At 42.2% G+C, this 19485-nt stretch carries 12 protein-coding genes and 1 pseudogene; 2 read left to right on the forward strand and 11 right to left on the reverse strand.

Features of this window, described 5'->3' with window-relative positions; all coding sequences use genetic code 11:
• Window positions 1–174: 174 nt before the first annotated feature.
• The 10 genes from QWZ17_RS16490 to QWZ17_RS16535 form a co-directional block, all read right to left on the reverse strand.
• Window positions 175–1398: a DUF4998 domain-containing protein gene (locus tag QWZ17_RS16490; protein WP_290306376.1), complete on the reverse strand. Its 1224-nt coding sequence runs from the start codon at window positions 1396–1398 to the stop codon at window positions 175–177.
• A gap of 10 nt (window positions 1399–1408) precedes the next feature.
• Window positions 1409–2638, reverse strand: coding sequence for a DUF5000 domain-containing lipoprotein (locus QWZ17_RS16495; RefSeq protein ID WP_290306377.1), 1230 nt, complete (start codon window positions 2636–2638; stop codon window positions 1409–1411).
• Window positions 2639–2673: 35 nt separating this feature from the next.
• The gene (locus QWZ17_RS16500; RefSeq protein WP_290306378.1) at window positions 2674–4557 is read right to left on the reverse strand and encodes a RagB/SusD family nutrient uptake outer membrane protein; all 1884 of its coding nucleotides are present in this window, start codon (window positions 4555–4557) and stop codon (window positions 2674–2676) included.
• A gap of 51 nt (window positions 4558–4608) precedes the next feature.
• Entirely contained in the window at window positions 4609–8139 is a 3531-nt protein-coding gene (locus QWZ17_RS16505; protein WP_290306379.1) for a TonB-dependent receptor, read from the reverse strand.
• A gap of 196 nt (window positions 8140–8335) precedes the next feature.
• Complete coding sequence (locus QWZ17_RS16510; RefSeq protein WP_290306380.1) at window positions 8336–9484, reverse strand: FecR family protein; 1149 nt, start codon at window positions 9482–9484, stop codon at window positions 8336–8338.
• A 105-nt stretch (window positions 9485–9589) separates the two neighbouring features.
• The gene (locus tag QWZ17_RS16515; RefSeq protein WP_290306381.1) at window positions 9590–10177 is read right to left on the reverse strand and encodes a sigma-70 family RNA polymerase sigma factor; all 588 of its coding nucleotides are present in this window, start codon (window positions 10175–10177) and stop codon (window positions 9590–9592) included.
• Window positions 10178–10606: 429 nt separating this feature from the next.
• The gene (locus QWZ17_RS16520) at window positions 10607–11086 is read right to left on the reverse strand and encodes an L-rhamnose mutarotase (protein ID WP_290306382.1); all 480 of its coding nucleotides are present in this window, start codon (window positions 11084–11086) and stop codon (window positions 10607–10609) included.
• Between the two features lie 5 nt (window positions 11087–11091).
• A complete protein-coding gene (locus tag QWZ17_RS16525) occupies window positions 11092–12747 on the reverse strand; it encodes a sodium:solute symporter (protein WP_290306383.1) in 1656 nt (551 codons plus the stop codon).
• A gap of 235 nt (window positions 12748–12982) precedes the next feature.
• Window positions 12983–14212 carry an enolase C-terminal domain-like protein gene (locus tag QWZ17_RS16530; RefSeq protein ID WP_290306384.1) on the reverse strand — a complete coding sequence of 410 codons (1230 nt, stop codon included), beginning with the start codon at window positions 14210–14212 and terminating at the stop codon, window positions 12983–12985.
• Window position 14213: 1 nt separating this feature from the next.
• On the reverse strand, window positions 14214–15026 hold the full coding sequence (locus QWZ17_RS16535; protein ID WP_290306385.1) for an SDR family NAD(P)-dependent oxidoreductase: 813 nt from the start codon (window positions 15024–15026) through the stop codon (window positions 14214–14216).
• 370 nt (window positions 15027–15396) lie between these two features.
• Here QWZ17_RS16535 and QWZ17_RS16540 point away from each other — a divergent pair, with 370 nt between their 5' ends.
• Window positions 15397–16299: an AraC family transcriptional regulator gene (locus QWZ17_RS16540; RefSeq protein ID WP_290306386.1), complete on the forward strand. Its 903-nt coding sequence runs from the start codon at window positions 15397–15399 to the stop codon at window positions 16297–16299.
• Between the two features lie 167 nt (window positions 16300–16466).
• Window positions 16467–18752 (forward strand): annotated as a pseudogene (locus tag QWZ17_RS16545) (GH92 family glycosyl hydrolase).
• Window positions 18753–19095: 343 nt separating this feature from the next.
• On the opposite strand, the gene QWZ17_RS16550 reads toward QWZ17_RS16545, so the two are convergent.
• On the reverse strand, window positions 19096–19470 hold the full coding sequence (locus QWZ17_RS16550; protein ID WP_290306387.1) for a VOC family protein: 375 nt from the start codon (window positions 19468–19470) through the stop codon (window positions 19096–19098).
• Between the last annotated feature and the right edge of the window lie 15 nt (window positions 19471–19485).

Raw genomic sequence — 19485 nt, forward strand, 5'->3', positions numbered from 1 at the left:
AGGGGCTGCGTTTAACATCGATCTTGGCAAATTACTATGAAATTATAGTAACAGGTGTAAATTTTGTGTGATAAACAGCGATGATATTCTATAAAAAAAGAAAGTCCCGGGCATTACTACCCGGGAACATTTCCTTCCATCTATTCTAATTATAAACAATTAAACTTTTAAGCTTTAGTTAAGCACATCGTAAAATAATGATACCTGGGTCATGTTGGTATAGCTGCCTTCATTATCAGCGTTGTGGATAACCCTTACACGGATGTAACGGATTGGCGTATTAACATTATCCAAATCCGATTTTAATGGCGCCTGGCCATCATCGGTACGTTTAACTTCTTTTAATAATTTCCAGCCTTTTGCAATAGCTTCCGCTTTCCAACCGGCATCATTTGGTTGCAGGTTTGTAGCGGCATTGGTAATATCGGCTATGCCCCATATTTCGTAATCATTAGGGTTGTGGCAGCAGTTACGACCAATTTCCTCAACCTGGGTAAGTTTATTGTATAGTTTACCCATATCAAAAGTTAAAGTTTGCGGTAACGGGTGCGCGCCATCGCTATGGAAAATTTGCGGATAACCTTGCGGCGTGGTATAACCATCCCATAACCTATCTATATCGGTATCCCCTTCATATGGATTCATGTCATTAGGCAATTTCACTTTCTTGAACAGCGATTTATCGCACATGGCATAACCTAAAACGGTTGGGAAGGTATCAAACCTCGACGCATAAAAAGTATCAATAGCCGTACGCTGCGGAATGTACCCTGAGTTATAGGTAAGCGCTGTACCCCCCTTGTAATCAGGGATAGTTATTGAGGAGCTATCCGCGCTTAAAACTTTGGTAACTACCTGCCCCGCCCTATTGGTATACTTTATTTTAGTGCCAACGTTAATGGTATCCGGCGTAATAAAGTTAAGGGTAACATTTCCTTTAGCATCTACCGTATATGGCGCATTAGCATTATACGCCCTGTTTAATAAAGTAGACTGATAAATAGGGCCATAAACTTTGGCGTTATTTAATTCATAAGGAATTGACTTATTGCCTTTTGCATCATAAGAATAAATAGTAAATGAGTAGGTATATTCAGATAAACCTTTAATTACGGTTCTGATGGTATCTGTTTTTCCGGATACGGCTACCACCTGCGAATCGGCTTTGTTGTTGTAATAAACAACGTACTTAACAATGCTTGGATCGCTGCTTGCTTTCCATTTTAAACCAATTTCCAGGTTGCCCGGTTGTATAATGGCCAAACCAACAGCGCCTGTGTAAACAATTTCGTGACCGTTGTAAAAGTTTTTATAATCTGTAGCGTGGTTATCTTTTTGGCAACCATACCACGTGGCTAATGTTACGCAGCCTATTAGTAATAATATAATCTTTTTCATGTTTTAATTACTATTGAGGTTTACCATAAAATGAAAGCTCCATAATGTGGGCAAAGTTACCGCCCGACCATGTTTCGTTAACGCCTACACGTATAAAGTGAACCGGTGGCGCGGTAAGCGGAATATTAAAGCCAACCCCAGCCAGCACAAACGCGTTATCAGCAGCATTGTGAAGCGCCGGTGGTAGCCCCGATGGCGGGTTAGGATAAGTATAGTTACCCAGGTTAGTCCAATCGCCCACAACCGTACCTACCAGCGATGATGCCGGTAACTGGGCATCTTTAGGCGATGCCACATTTGAACCCCAAATAGTGAACTTGCGTGGGTTACCATGTCCAAAAGCGTATTGATCCGGACGTTCCCAGATTATAAAACGACTTAGCTTGTAGCTTAAACCAACATTGAAAGTACACACAAACGGTGCGGTATGGCCTGGGTTGGTATGCCAGCCGGCAGAGTTACCGTCGGTTTTTCCGTCCCAAAGGTTTGGAAGCACCCAACCATAACCTATCTCGGTATCGGTAGGTAACTGGTATACGCTGAATTTACTTTTATCCAAAAGCTCTTCAAACAAGGGGGTAATAGCCTGTTTAAGGGTATCAGATATATTGCCAAACCTATCTGTAATGTACACGCCAAAGTTACGTGGATCTGTATTATAACCTCGTACCGAGTAATTTATGGTATCGGATTGAGTGTAATGCTGATCCTGTATTTCCATTTGCCCGGTTGATTTATCAAAGGCGGTTACAATAACCCCTATGTCTTTTTTCAATGGATTTAAGGCCACCACGTTTACCCCGCCAAAATCGGCTGTTAAAGCGGTGGTACTTTTAATTGAAATATAGGGCGGTGTTTTTGGATGTACCGTAACCTTTACCGGATCTGATTGCACGTTTGAGCGCGACACAGTGTACAAGGTTACATCGTAATCGGCCTCTTTGGCAAACCCTTCAACATTTACCGTATCTGAGTAATATGATGATTTGGTTTGTCTTGTAACACCCTTCCTTATCTCGTACTGGGCCGATACATACAGTGTATTATCAGAGTTGGGTAACGTATAGGTTATATAAGCACCTCCCTCGTAATTAGTTACTTTAACATTGGTGATAACACCAGGTTTTGTTTTATCGGTTGATATGGGTTCCCTGTCTCCGTTATCGGTTTTACAGGCATATATGCTTGTCATTATCAAACCCATTACAAGCAGCAATGCGTAATTTTTTATCTTTTTCATACCTTTTAATATGTTGATGATCACTATTCTGTTGATTACCAGTTTAAATTTTGGACAAGGTTATCATTAACTATAAGGTCGTCATTATATATTGGCCACAGGTAATTACGAACATTGAAAACAGGAGATACCAATGTTCTTGGGCGGTAGTAGTTTATAGCATCCGGCTCGTAAATATTCCATCCTTGTAATGGTTGGCTTAACACTGATTGCAGCTCTTTCCAGCGGCGCAGGTCCCAACCCGGCTGGCATTCAAATGCAAGCTCGATGCGCGATTCCTGGTGTATAATCTGGCGTAAACCATCTTTTGTAGTAAACTTTGTTGGATTATTTGAATAAGTGCTCCAGGCGTTTACAACACCTGGTAAACCCGCCCTGGCTCTTACTTTATCTAAGTAAGGGACTACTTCGTTATATGTTTTGCCCTGTTCGTTCAACGCTTCGGCATACAATAAGTATAAACCGGCCAAACGGATAAGCGGCAAACGGAAATCGGCAATAGTATAACCATCATCATAAACGGTTAAGTAATTAACCAGTTTTTTGGGCCAGTAACCGGTAATGTTTAACCTCACATTATCTGTAGGACCTGCAAAAGCCGAGCTACCACGTCCCTGCAGATAGTACAAGCTTTCCTGGCTAACTAAACCATTACCAAACCAAATGCCTCCGTCAAAACCTAAATCGGCATAAAATCTTGGCTCGCGGTTAAAGTGGGCTTTAACGGTTGTATAGTTGTTGCCAATGTAAAACCGGCTCGCGCTATTACCAGTTTGCAAACTATAGCGGTTCGTATAATCAAAGGTTTTGTCTTCGTTGATAGGTACGCCCTTATCGCTGTAAAATAACTCCTGCTCAGAAATAGGCACAGCAAATGTTCCCTGGAATTGAGGGTTGGCTGCCGCCTTTGAAGTTAACCTTGGGCCGCAATAGGTTTGACCAGGAAAATACGGATTTAAGGCCCAGATGATTTCGGTATTCAGATCCCATTTTTCGGTGATGGCCGTTTGCAGGTCAAGTACGGTTTTCAATGAATCAGACAGGGTGGTGATATTTGCCGGCGCTATAAACGTGTGCAATTTGTTACCATTTGTCTCGGCCGATTGAATGGCCGCTAAACAGGCCGCTGCTGCTTTATCCCATTTAGTTGGATCATAAGCAGATGTAAACAGCGCTTTACCATCCTTATTTTTAATACCCGTATAATCCGGGTTGCCGTTAAACAATGGGCTGGCCGCAGTTGCCAATATCTGCGCTTTTACAGCCAAAGCTATAGGCTGTGTAATACGGCCCAGTTCTTTAGCCTGGTTTTGAATTACGGCAGGCAAATCCGGGGTAGCCTGGTCAAGTAACCTAACCATGTAGTTTACCACAGAATCGGCAGGATCTCTTTTTACCTTTACCTGTTCGGTTGAAGCGTTGATGGGCAAATTCACATCCGTAATAGGGATTGGACCATACATACGGTATAAAATAAAGTGATAATATGCCTTTAAAAACTTCACCTCGGCTATCCATCTCTTTTTTTCATCCGCACCTAAATCAACCGGCTTATCAATATTTTCAAGCATGGTATTACAACGCCTGATAGCCCTGAAGGTAGCCTGCCCGCCATTATAACCATCCCAGTAATCAAGACCGGGACTTTGAGCACTTTGGGTGCCCCGTATAAGGTTAAAACCGGTTGGGTCGATACCCTGGTTATCCGTTAAGTCATTCGGGAAAATAATTTCGGCCGAAGTTGTAAAACCAGCGTTATTTTGGGGGTAAATTAATTGTTGTAAGGTAGCGTAGCAGCTAAAAAGATAATTTTCTGCTTCGTTACGGTTCCTGAAGGCATAATCTATGGTACCTACGTTATCAGGCGTAACATCAAGGTATTTTTTACATGACACGCAAGAGACTGCAAGAAGTGCCATGAACAGATATTTATAATATGATTTCATATATCGAATTATATTCAGTTAATGCTATAAATTGGCGTTGATACCTATGTTGTATACTTTTTGAATTGGGTAAGCAAAACCATTGCCGCCAAGTTCGGGGTCCCATAATTTGAAAGGACTCCAGGTTAACAGGTTTAAGCCATTAAAGTATATCCTTAAATTTTTCACCCTTATAGCTTTAGCTATGCGCGGTGGCAAGGTGTAGCCAACCTCAAGCGATTTTAACCTCAGGAAGCTGCCATCACGTAACCACCAGGTACTGTTTTGCCTGTTGTTTTCAATAACAGCGCCATCAGGACCAAGCCTTGGATACAAAGCGTACAGGTTTTGATTATCCTCTGACCAGTGATCATCGGCATAAGCTTTTAACAATTGGGTATTACCGGTGTACTGCGATTCGGGACTTTTGATAAATGGTGACGTTGTACCCGGATTAATGAAGAACGATACTTTTGCCTGTCCCTGGAAAAAGCCAGATAAGTCAAAGTTTTTGTACGAAGCAGATATACCAAAACCATATACTATTTGCGGTACCGTGGGGTTACCAATAAAGGTTTGATCGGCACCATCAATTTTGCCATCGCCATTTAAATCGCGGTATTTGATATCGCCTCCTTTAGGGGCAAAACCACCGTTGCTAAATATTTGCGAAGGTGAGTTGGCAGCCTCATTATCATCTACAAATAAACGTTCGGCTACATAACCGTACTGACGATTAATTGGCTGACCTATGTTACTGCGGTAAGCTTCCGGATAAGCAGGTTGTTCAAACTGTGTGTATTTGTTGGCCGAGTAAGTAAAGTTACCCCTGGCAGCTATTGAAAAATTACGACCGATAGTTTGTTTGCCATCTAAAGAAATATCAATACCTTTTGAATTGGCTTTGCCAATATTAGCGGCTATGCCCGATTCAAGACCAAGTGTTGTTGGTACCGATGAACGGTTTTGTAAAATATCGTACCGGTTGTTATTATAAACCTCGGCAATAACATTTACTTTTTTCAGAACGGTAAACTCAAGTCCTAAAGTGGTTTGTTTTGATTTTTCCCAGGTTACATCGTCATTTTCGTAGTTATTGATGCTAACACCGTTACGGGTATAACCATTTGTTGTACCAAACGATGCGGGGTTACCGCCATTTAAGTTTACATCAGATACATAGTAAAACCGCTGGCCGCTTATCTGATCGTTACCTACCAAACCGTAGCTGGCACGTAATTTAAACCTGTCGATTACATTGTACAAATCGCCCCAGAATTTTTCTTCGCTCACTATCCATGATGCACCAATTGTTGGGAAGAAACCGAAACGGTGATTGGCCGAGAAACGCTCGGAACCATTGTAACCAAAGTTGCCCTCTAAAAAGTACTTGCTTTTGAATGAATAGGTTGCACGGCCCGCAACAGTTTGGTTACGATAAGGTAACGAACCTAACAAACTGCTGGCATTACTATAACGCGTTTGCTGCTCGGTACCTATCAACGCTGCGCTAACGTTATGATCTTTTGCAAATGTGTGCGAATAATCAACCACGCCCTGCAAATAAAGGAATGATGATGATACGTTATTACCAAACGGAACATATTGCAGATACTCGCGGGCCACGTTATTACCTGTAGGCAAACTGTTTATCCAGCTTAACTGGTAAGTATTGCTTGCTTTATCATAATTGGTTGCCTGGTAATAGAAAGGCGAGTAAGCCACATATGATTGAAAGAACGAATAACGGTTAGTACTTAAAATAGCATGAAAATTTAAGCCCGATGCTAAAAAATCCATGTTTTGATTTAACTCCAACTGAGCCAGCATTCTTGACTCTGATGAGTTTTGGTGACCTTTCAGCAATTCGGCATAAGGGTTAAGGTATTGGCTTGCACCATCACCGCCCGATGCCGACGCTACGTTACCAAATAAAATGTGTTTAGTAAGTACATTGGCCGAATCTGGCGGGTAATAGGCAGGGAAATCGACAGGGCTGGTATGCGTAGCCAGGTTATACAACTGGGTTTGCTGTGTACCATCGCTTGTAAGCGGACCATTGTAATCGCTAAATGTACCTGATAAACGTACAACCAATTCTGTTTTGCTGGTAACGTTTATATTAATGTTTGAGCGTAACTGGTAGGTTTTATAGTTAACGTTATTGTTATTGTTGTTCCTGATATCTGATCTTAATATACCGTTATCATTGTTGTATGAACCAGCTACATAATAGCGGGCCACACCACCGCCACCTTGCAAGCTTAAATCGCCGCGTTCGTTATTGGTGTGGTTTTTAAACAACATACCTAACCAATCAACAGCGGGGTAAACGTAAGGATTATTACCTGGCGCATGATTGATGGTGTTTTCGGTATTGATAATTTTATTTTCGCTGTATGGCAGCGGATTCAAGGGGTAACGTGTGCGGGTAGCTTCGTTAAAATCCCTCATGTACGTAATAGGATCGGCAAGTGCAATTGTTTTTACAGATCTTGAAGATGAATTTTCGACCCTGAAATTAATTTGCGCCTTACCGGCTTTACCTTCTTTAGTTTTAACCAAAATTACGCCGTTACCACCTCGTGCACCGTAAAGCGCTGTAGCGCTCGCGTCTTTTAATACCGAAAAGCTTTCGATATCATCTACGTTTAAACGGGCAAGATCATTGGTGGTTAACTCCACGTTATCAATCAAAATCAAAGGATCTTGCTTGTAACCAAAAGTAGTTACACCGCGGATAAAGAACTGGGCATTATCCTGACCAGGCTGACCGCTTGGTGTATAAGCAATAACACCCGCAACCTGGCCTGCCAAGGCATTGGTTAAGTTACTTGCCGGTATTTTTAAATCGCCGGGGCGTACCGTAGTAACCGAGCCAACTATGGCTTCTTTTACCTGCTTACGGCCATAGGCTGTTACAACTACTGTTTCGGCGGTGGCAATATCCTCTTCCAAAACAATGTTATACACCTTTTTATCGGCTGTAATGGTAAACGTTTGCGATTTAAAGCCAATGTAGGAAACCTTGATTACAGTACCCTCTTTTACATCTAACACAAACTTACCGTTGTTATCTGTTAAGGTGCCGCTTTTTTTCACTCCGCCAGCCGCTATGGTAACGCCTACCAGGGCTTCCCCTTTTTCATTTTTCACCGTACCGGTTATGGTAATATCCAGCGCTGCCGCATCGGTTGCAATTGCAGCGTTTACACCAGCTACATCTTTAATGATCACCGTTTTACCTTCAATAAGGTAAGTTAGCTGCATATCTTTTAAAGATTTGCCAAGCACCTGATCTATAGATGCATTGTTAAAATCGGCATCTATTTTATGGTTGCTGTCGATGTTTTTGGGCGACCAGAATATGTTGTAACCCGTTTGTTTATTAATTTGCTTAAATACTTGCTTCAGCGTAGCATCCTTATTTACATAAGTGATTTTTTGTGAAAAAACCGCTGCGCTCACCTGCATAAAGGCAAGCGTGAGAATAAAGCTTGTTATCTTCATTATGAGCAGAAATTTCTTGATGTAGCCCGAAGGCATACAAATGTTTGTAGTAAAATTTTTATACATTTGTTAAGGCTGTTAAAGTTAAAAAGGGTGTAGTCACATCACATTTAGCTTATAAGCTTTCATGATCGGGAACATCGCGAGTGTTCCTGATCTTACTTATCTATAAGCTATCATTTTACTTTTCAGGTAGCGTTTTTCTTCATACTCATTGTTTTTAATTAGGGTTAATAATTGGTTTATATTGGTATTGGATGGTTTATTTTTTGACCTTTTTACTGATAATGATCTTTGTCCCTTCAACACTAAAATTGGCATCAACAGTTTGATCCATTATTTTAAGCAGGGTTGAAAGGTTATCAAAACGCGTAGTCAGCGCGGCAAACAGGTAATTTTTCACCTCGTTATCCCTGTACTCTACATCTACGTTATACCAGCGGGATACTTTGCGCATAACGGTTTCCAGCTTTTCGTCGTCAAACCTGAAGTAGCCATTTTTCCAGGCTACGGCTTCTTCAGCATCCACGTCAGATACTTTAATACCATCGGTAAGGTTGGCCTGCTGCCCTGGTTTTAGCATGGCGCTTTCTTTATCGCCGGTAACTTTTACAGAACCTTCAAGTAGCGTAGTTTTGGTGTTGGGTTCATCTTTATAGGCATTCACGTTAAAATGGGTACCCAAAACCTCAACAACCTGCCTGCTGGTAACCACCCTAAAGGGGCGGCTTTTGTTATGGGCTACTTCAAAATAAGCTTCGCCGCTTAGTTCAACCTTACGCTCGCTGCCGGTATTAAAATCAACAGGATATTTGATTAAAGATGACGCGTTAAGCCACACCCGGGTGCCATCGGGCAACAGTAACTGGTATTGACCGCCCCTTGGCGTTTCCATACTATTGTATTGCACGGCCGCGGTAGCATTAGCAGCGTTTTTATCATCCCGGGCGGCGGTGTAAACCAATTGACCATCAACTGTTTTTGATATTTGTACCCCGCTTTGATTAATAACTGTACCTTTTTGAGCGTCGGTAAGAGAAATTTTTTGACCATTGGCCAATGTTAAGATAGCTTTGTTGCTACCGGGCACAATAACGGTATTATGAACTAATTCATTTTTTTTTGAATCGGCTGTTTTCCTGGTAAAGAAGTAGGTACCAAACGAAAGCACAAAAATTACAGATGCCGCAACCGACCAGTTCCTGATAGAATGACGACGACGCTTTAACGGATTAATTTGGTTATTAATGCGAAAAAGCATTTCCTCTTCCACAGTTTCTTCATCATCCGGAAATTCTGCATTCTGGTTAGCTACATTACGGTACCATTCGGTCAAAGTTTCCTTTTCCTGTTCCGTAGCAGTATTATCTCTATACTTGCGTATTAAGTTATAAATGGTTTGGCGGTTCAATTGGTTATTGCGCTTATTATAGGTATGTACCGCAAAAGCATCGATACCCTACATGGTTTATAAAAAAAACTTGATTATTTTTAAAACGACAGATTTGTCGGCTTTTTATTTAAACAGACGATACAATATGGACGCGGCGATGATCATCCAGCCGTGGTTTTTAAGTTCGCCCTTTATAATACGGAGGGCTCGTGTAAGGTTAGCTTCTACGCCTTTTTCGGTAATTTGAATTTTGGTAGCTATTTCTGAATTTTTCATGCCCATGTTACGACTGTAACTAAAAACAAGGCGGCATTTTTCGGGCATTTTTTCAACAATGCCGTTTACATACTCCTGCAAAAAGATGGCATCCAGTTTATCTTCGTCATTGACAGCAGTCTCAAACTGGTAATTTTGCGCGGCCAGGTCATTTCTGCGTTGCTCTTTCTGGTAATATTTATAAATGGTGAACTTTACCGATGTTGCCAAAAATGCAGGCAGGTTATCAATATCTACCTGGGCGTACCTTTCCCATAAGGATATAAAAACATCGTGCACAATATCTTTTGCAACAACTTTATCTTTACTATGATTCCAGGCTATTAACAGTAGCTTTTTCCAATATCTGCGGTAAATTTCTGTATAAGCTGCCTCATCTCCCTCTTTTAAAAGGGCAGTAAGCTGCTCATCGGTATAGGTGCTGTAATCAAACATAAAGCTTCACCTTTTTATTAAAAGGTTTTACCAGTGTTTGCAGCAAAGTATATCACATTTTTTTGCGGTAAATTAAATGGAGAAAAATCGCGAAAATGGACATCTAACTTAAGAAGTAAAGTTTTACTCATATTTTACGTTAACAGGTTAATATTCAAATTTATATTTAGTGTTTTTTACTCGTAATCTGTTTTATATAAATACCAAATTCGCTGTCAATACACAAAAGGTATCCACATATAAAATTAAAGCTAAAACTACGTTTGGTTTATAAGGTGTTTGTCGATAATGGTCGTTCGACAATTTTTAAAAATCAAAAATATAAAAATCCATTAAAAGTAGATATTCCATTTGTTACTAACAATGGAATATTCACCGCTGTGGCGCTTATTTTCCGCAAAGCCATAAAGCGGTTGTTAAATAATCTAATCAATTAGTATGGAACACCTCTTCCATTTTTTGCCATTGCTGCTTGCTTGCGGCGGCTTCGGGCAAAGGAATTTGTGTTGGGTCGGTTTCTTTCCACCAGCGTTGTGTAGTAGTATCGGCTGCCATTTTAGCCATATCTGCTTTAAAATCAGTTCCGGTATACTCAAAATAGCTAAACAGAAAATACCTTCCCTCTATTTTTTGAAGGTAGATAGAGTAATTGCGAATGTTGCATTCCTTTATCTTTTTCAATACATCCGCCCAGGCATGGGCGTGCAGTTTTTTATAATAAGCCATCTTTTCGGCCTTCAGCCCGGTTACCATGCCAAAGCGCTGTATTTTTACCGTTTGCTGTTCGGTTGATGCAGTATTCTGTTGTTTGGGGTTTTGTTGCCCGCTATGATTATATGCCGCTAAGCCAATACATGCAGCAACGAAGACGATAGAAAACAGGCTGATAAAGTTAATTTTGCTGATCATAATTGTTATCTGAATAAGTAAAATAAAACAGCCATAATGCCAATGAGCAATACGGATAGTACCTTATAATTTCCCAACCCACTCCAGGCAACGCCTCTTAGCGGTTCCAATGGCGATCGCCAGTAAAGGACATCGCTTTCCGCGGAATGTTCCACCGGGTACATATATGATAGTACTACCTGCATTAACAGGCAAATTAGAAACAAGTAAAAAGCCATCATCATAAATGGTATCGACCCAATAAACCCTGTAGGGTAAACTTTGCCTATAACGAATACAGCCACTCCAATTGCCGACCCAACCCACAAAGTATATTTTGCAGATATGGCCGATGCTTTTTGCCAAAACACACCTAACAAAAACACACAGGTTATGGGTGGGGCTATATGGGCTATGATATCATTTAGCCCGTTAAAGATGCTTTCATAATTATTTAGCAGCGGTAACATCAGCAGGGAAACTATGAGCGATATGGCCGCGGCAATTTTACCTACGCTTACCAATTTGGCATCAGTAGCCTGCGGCTTGTAGCGTTTATAGATATCGTAACTCACAATGGTTGATATAGAATTAAGCGCTCCCGAAATCTGGCTCATCAGCCCCGATAATAACGCCGCCACCAATACACCTATTAATCCGGGCGGAATTAACTGGGTGATCATCAATGTATATATACCTTTACTGTTTACAACCTCTTTCCCGTTTACAATACTCTTTAAAGCCGAGATATCCAGGTGGCCGCTTTGCGCCAACGTGTAAGCAAACAGGCCGGGCATCACAAAAATAAAGACAGGCAAAATTTTAATAAACCCACAAAACAGCGGACCGACGCGGGCATGGTTTTCGTCCTTAGCACCCAGTACCCGTTGTACAATAGTTTGATCGGCACACCAGTACCAGATGCCTAAAACAGGGTAGCCTAAAAACACAGCGTACCAGGGCATACCGCTGGCATCGCCATGCGGCCGCAGCATAGATAGCTTATTTAATTCGCCGGTGTGTTTCAATACATCAACCATTGGTTGCCAGCCCCCCATTTTGGTGTAGGCTGCAATACTCATGATAATGGCTCCTCCTAATAATACTATCGTTTGGATAGACTCTGTTACCACCACGGCAGTTAAACCTCCTACTACCGTGTATATGGTAGTAATTACCGAGATTACAATAACACTTGTATACATATCAACCCCAAACAACGTATGCAGTACAATACCACCTGCCAGTAAAGAAAATGCAATATGAATCAGCACGGCGGATACTACAGATATAATAGCCAGCCAGTCGCGGCTGGCACGGTCATACCGTTTCTCTAAAAAATCGGGCAGGGTAGCTACGCCCGATTTGATGTAGAACGGTGCAAAAAAAAGTGCCAGCAAAATAAGTGTAAAAGCTGCCATCCACTCAAAATCGCCATTGAGCAAACCTGTGTCAAAACCACTTTGTGCCAGACTTACCAAATGCACGCAGGAGATATTGGTGGCAAACAAAGCCAAACCAATCATGGGCCAGCGTAGCTTTTTACCCGCCAGGAAATATTCGCCGGCAGCGTTATTGTTATTTTTAGTACGGCGCTGATGACGAATGCCCGACCATAGCCCGATAATAAATATCACGGCTATGTACAAAGCGCTAATGATCAAATCTGGTGTGTGTATCATATCTTTTGGGGAATAGAATCAAGAGGCAAGAATCAAGAGTTAAGACTTTTTTTGTCAGGTGTTCCTTGATGTCACAGTTCCCAGACTTACGAAGTTTTAAAAACTTCGTAAGTCTTTCACCGCTTTGCTCCCCGTCTTGATTCTTGGCTCTTAATTCTTGATTCTTATTCTAAAACTTCGTAAGTCTTTCACCGCTTTGCTTCTGTCTTGATTCTTGACTCTTGATTCTTGACTCTTATTCTAACTTTTTCAAATCGCAACTGCTACCCGGCGTTTGCGGGGTTTTGTATACGCCGCCTTCAATATTCACGGGGTTTACAAAATGCTTTTGCAGGTGTGGGATGTGCTCTAAAAACAGCGCCTCGTGGCCCATGGCTATGTGGTTAAACAGTACCAGGTGCTGGTGCAGCTGGCCCATATCCCCTACGTGCGGCACTACCGGTACGCCATATTTTTTGCATAACAGACTCACGGTTATAAATTCGCTTACGCCCCCTACCCTTACGGCATCAACCTGAATAAAGGAGGCGCTGCCGGTTTGCAGGTAGTTTTTAAAGATGATCTTGTTAGGTACGTGTTCGCCAAGGGCAAGTTTTAAAGGAGATATGGCGTTGGCTAATGTTTTATGCGCCAGTACATCATCCGGGTGCGTAGGTTCTTCTATCCAGTAAGGGTTCATGCTTTTAAGCTTATTACATATGGATATGGCTTGCGGCAAGTTCCATTGCTGATTGGCATCTAACATCACTTTAACGCTATCGCCAGCTACTTCCCGCACGATGTGCGCCCGGCGAATGTCGCGCTCGGGATTTACAGATCCTACTTTTAGTTTCATGGCGGTAAACCCTTCTGCAAGGGCCATTTTGCAGTTTTCGCGCACTTTTTCGTCCGAATAGTTGAACCAGCCTATCGAGGTATCGTAACCCGGGTAACCTTTTTCAAGAATCCCTTCCCTGTTGCTTTTGGTTCCTTGTTGCGAACGCAGCATTTGGATAGCTTGTTCGTGGTTTAACTCATCCTCTAAATAGCTCAAATCCAAAGTGGCTACAATTTGCTCAGGCGATAGATCGATCAATAGTTTCCAGAGCGGTAACCCCCTTTTTTTAGCCCAAAGATCATAACAGGCATTGGTTACCGATGCCAGCGCCAGGTGTACCACGCCTTTATGCGGCCCCAACCAGCGAAACTGCTGATCATTAGATAAGCTTTTGAACAACTCGCCAAAGTTGGCCATGGTATCTTCAATATCTTTACCCTTAATCTTTTCGGCATAATATTGGGCGGCTTTGCAAACCAGGTCGTTACCTTCACCTAACGTAAAGGCAAAACCAATGCCGGTATGGCCGCTATCGTCAAACAAGCGGGTTACGGCGTATGAATAAATTGGATCGGTATGGATGGCATCGCTACCGGCCGCGCCATCAAGGGCGTAACGTACATCATCAACTTGTATATTTTTAATCATCTTAAATAGGATCGTTTTTTTGGGGGATAGATTGAACAGTTTGATTTATTACACGGCGATAACCTAATTCGGCACCACCGCTTACGGGCAAGATACAGCCGGTAACAAAACGGGCCTGGTCTGATATTAAAAAAAGACAGGCATCGGCTACCACGTCGCCTTCGGGGCAATAGCCCAGTGCGTGAATGTCATCAAGGTAATGTGCTATCGCGCCGGCGTCGGGCTGTTGCTGGCTCCAGGCACGCAGCATAGGCGTCCACACGCCAGCCGGTGCCACCGCGTTCACCCGTATGCCGTAAGGCGCGTAATCCAAGGCCATTGATTTGGTGAGGGCACTTATGGCACCTTTGGTGGCACTGTAAGCGGCGTGAATTTCCTGGCCTATTTCGCCAACCAGGCTACCGGTGTTGAGGATATTGCCCCTTGTTTTCTTCAATTCTTCAATACCGTACCGGGTGGTATTAAAAACACCTTTCACGTTCACATCAAACAGGGTATTCCATTCCTCTTCGGTAGTTTCATGAAGCGCTTTGGAGGGATTACTGACGCCGGCGTTGTTATGTATTACATCTATTTTACCAAAATAGACTACCGTTTGGGTAATGGCCTGTTGAATATCGGCAGCAGCCCCTACATCTGCTTTAATATATAGTATATCTTCCGTTTGTAGTTTCGTTCGGGCTTGCTCAATGCTTTGTTCCGAGTTGGAAATAATGCTGAGCCTTGCCCCTGCAGCGCTGTATGCTTTAGCGCACTCAAAGCCAATACCTTCGGTACCCCCGGTTAAAAAAATCACTTTATTTTGTAGTAGCATATTTAAAAATTGAGGCTGAGGCGTAAAATCCCACGGGCAGTTTAAGCTTATTGCCATAAGCGGCATTAGACTAAACTTTGTAAAGAATTACCTGCAGACCTGGTTATATTGGTTATGATGAACAAATCAAAAGTAAAGCGCTGTATTGACGTTTATAATAGCCAAAACATTTTTTTTAATGGATTATTCCACTAAACCAGATATTAAAATATGCATTTTTGGCATAATGGTATGCGCAGTATACATTTACCCCTAATTGGTTGGTATTTACAAATTGTTTATCTATAATAGCATCTTTTACACAAGGCTATATATTTCCTGTAATGTAGTATCCCACTGTAAAACCAATTATATCTAACATTTATTTTTGATGAGTACGAGCTTAAAAAGACGGCAGGGTTTTGAGGGTGAAAAATTCATTAGCATTCCGCAAAAAGTATTACGCGATGCTAAAGAGCGCGATCCCGAGCTTTTTCATATTTACATTACTCATATTGGTTACTTCCCCAAAGCAGCGTTCCATTACCGTGAGCGCCGTAAAGGGTGTGAAGACAACATCCTTATCTATTGTTTACAGGGCAAGGGCTATTTTATTGTAGATAACAAGCGTTACGAGGTGCGCAGCAATCAATACATCCTGGTGCCAGCCACAGATAAATACATGCGCTATTGGGCCGATAACGATGATCCCTGGACAATTTATTGGGTACACTTTACCGGCGATAAGATCCAGGATTTTAACCGGTCGCTTAATTTAACCATCAGCCGAGGACCGGTTCAAACGCCTTTTAACGAAAACGCTATCAATATATGGCATAACATCTACCAAACATTAGAGATGGGCTACAGCCTGGAAAACATCAACAGCGCCTGCTTTTGCCTGTACCATATTATAGCCACCTTTTTAATGCCCGAGCGGCATATACAAAGCGACAAGGATGATGACGGCGATATCATTACCAAAACCATCCATAACATGCGCGATAACCTCAGTAAAAAGCTAAGTGTAGAAGACATGGCTGGCAAACATAATTTATCGGTATCGCACTTTTCCAACCTTTTTCGCAAAGCTACCGGCATGCCGCCTATTGATTATTTTATTCATTTAAAAATGCAAAAGGCCTGCCAGCTGCTGTATGCCAACGCCGATAAAATAAAAGACGTAGCCGCGTACCTGGGTTATGAGGACCCCTATTATTTTTCGCGCATTTTTAAAAAGTATATCGGCTCATCGCCAGAGCAGTACCGTATTACCGCTAAAAACACCGGCTGAGCCTAATATTTAAGGGCGAATATTCAAATCAAAAGATTGTCCATCCTTTTTGGCATTTTATCTATTGGTATAGCCCTCTAAGGGCTATACATTCGTCCATGCAGGCGTTTGCGTTAATGCAAGCTAATTACGCCTGTTAAAATCAATTATAATTGCCTCCTATTTTTATGACACCAAAGCTGTTCATTAAATCGCTGCTTGTTTTAAGCTGTGGTCTGCCGTTCCTTACATCGGCACAAACAAACCCTAAACTAACCCAATATGTTAACCCGTTTATAGGGACCGGTGCGGTAAAAGGCAGTCTATCAGGCAATAATTATCCAGGTGCTACTGTACCCTTCGGCATGGTGCAACTAAGCCCCGATACGCGCGACGAGCCGGAATGGGATGTAGCCTGTGGTTATGACCATAACGATAATTTTATAGCCGGTTTTAGCCATACCCATTTGAGCGGCACCGGCGCGCCGGATTTATTTGATATTTTGTTTATGCCCTGCACGGGCGACGAAAAAACCAGGGCCGGCAACGCGCAGCAGGTTGGCAGTGGTTATGGCTCAAGATTTTCTCATGACCACGAGTCGGCAAAGGCGGGTTATTACCAGGTTAAGTTAGATGATTATGGCATCAACGCAGAACTTACCGCCACCGAACACGCCGGCTTTCATAAATACACGTTCCCTAAAAATAGCCAGGGCCGGGTGGTTATTGATTTAGCACACTCTATTAAAAAACCAAACTTTGGCTGCCACGTTATTGCAGCTCAATTTCATATGGTGAACAACCACACTATTGAAGGTTTTAGGGTGATTACCGGCTGGGCCAAACTGCGCAAAGTTTATTTTTATGCCGAATTTAACAAGACCATTAAAAGTAATGACCTGGTTGATGGCGGCACCCAATACTTTGATCAAAAATTATTAAACGGCACAGATTTACGCGCTGTACTTAATTTTGATACCGGCGATGGCACGCCATTGTTGGCCAAAGTAGGCCTATCAACGGTGAGTACACAAAATGCAAGGTTAAACCTTAATACCGAAATCCCCGACTGGGATTTTAACAAAACCGTTGCCCAGGCCAATGCCAAATGGGAAACAAAATTAGATAAAATTAAAGTTGATGGTACGGAGCAACAAAAGCAAATTTTTTACACGGCCCTTTACCATACCTTCATCCAACCCAATAATTACGCCGATGTAAACGGCGATTATACCGGTATTGATTATACTATTCATAACAACAAAGCGGGCTTTTACAGCACTTTTTCGCTATGGGATACTTACCGCGCAGCCAATCCGCTTTATACACTGATACAGCCGCAACGCACAGCTGGTTTTGTAAACAGTATGCTGAGCCAGTACCTGGCCTATGGTTATTTACCCATTTGGCAATTATGGGGACAGGAAAATTACTGTATGATTGGCAACCATGCTATCCCTGTTATTGTAGACGCGGCGCTGAAAGGCATCCCGGGTTTTGATATACAAAAAGCGTACGAGGCAGTTAAAAACTCATCGGTTACAGATCATCCCGGCTCGCCGTTTAAGGTTTGGGAAAAATACCATTACATGCCCGAGAATTTGCTGACCCAATCGGTATCGGTGACCCTGGAGTCGGCTTACGATGATTGGTGCGTGGCGTAGTTGGCTAAAAAACTCAACAAAACCGCCGATTATGAGCACTTTATGGAGCGCTCGCAATATTTCAAAAATCTATATGATGCGCAAAGCGGTTTCTTTAGGGCGAAAAACAGCGATGGAAAATGGCTAACGCCTTTTAACCCCTTACAGTACGGCGGCAATGGTGGCAACCCTTACACCGAAGGCAACGCCTGGCAATATTACTGGTATGTGCCCCAGGATGTTAAAGGACTGATTGCCTTAACAGGTGGCGACAATAAATTTACCGCTAAGCTGGATACCTTTTTTACCCTTGATAGCAAACCGGGAGAGGTTAACGGCAACGCGTCGGGCTTTATTGGCCAGTACGCGCATGGTAACGAGCCGAGTCACCACATCAGTTATTTGTACAACTACGCCGGGCAGCCCTGGAAAACCCAATATTACGTGGCTAAAATTTGCAGGGAATTGTATAATACCTCATCATCGGGCTATGCCGGTAATGAAGATTGCGGACAAATGTCGGCATGGTATGTTTTCAGCGCAATGGGCTTTTACCCGGTTAATCCAGCCAGCAGCGTTTATGTTATTGGTACACCGGTGCTGCGCAAATCAGTGATGCAGTTATCAGCCAATAAAAAATTCACGGTACTTGCGCCAAATAGCTCGGTGGATAATATCTATATCCAATCAGCAAAGCTAAATGGTAAAACATATACGCATACTTATATTACGCAGCAGGATATTATGAATGGCGGCACGTTGGAATTTGTGATGGGCGATAAACCTAATGAGCATTGGGGTGTGGGCGTAGCCGACAGACCGGTGAGGTAATAGAGCTATAAAATCGTGATTGCCGGGTATTCAGGAGCAAAATAGCAAAGCGACGAAAGATTTACGAAATTTTAAAAACTTAGTTTACGGCAGCTAAATTTAGGGATATTATCGCTTGGGGCATATCAGAAAAAAAGCTTTTAGAGAGGAGGCACCTAACGGAGCCAAAAAGTCACGCGCGTTTGATATAAACAGATACTCCTACAGAGTGTTGAAAAAAGCGTCGACGTAAAACTATTAATAATTACAGGTTACAGCGTAGCCCCGTGTTTGTAGCAAAAATGACGTTGATGATTTGGCTCCGTAGGTGCCTCCTGGTTTTATGTTTTAAAATGCTATTCTGCTACCCCAGCTGCTCTTCCAACTGAAACACATTCCCTTCAACATCTTCCCCATCACAGAACAAAGCCTTTATACCTTCAAAAGATTTAATCTCCCCCAATAAAACGCCTTTATCTATCAATCGTTCCCTTAAACCAGCAAGGTCACCTTCTACTTTGAAAATCAATTTCGTATTGCTTACCGCTTTGAACTCTTCGGTAGTTTGGTATGCTTCGCCAATTTTATGAAAAGCGAGTTCCATTGATCCGGCTTTTAAAACTGCCCATTGGTCTTCAATCTCTTCAACAAGTGAAAAGCCAAAGTTTTCGATGTAGAAATCTTTTAGTTTGGTAATATTTTGGCCGAATAATATGATTCTGTATGGGGTGACTTGCATTTTGTTAAATGGAAT

The sequence above is a fragment of the Mucilaginibacter flavus genome, assembly GCF_030409315.1.
Lineage (GTDB): Bacteria > Bacteroidota > Bacteroidia > Sphingobacteriales > Sphingobacteriaceae > Mucilaginibacter > Mucilaginibacter flavus.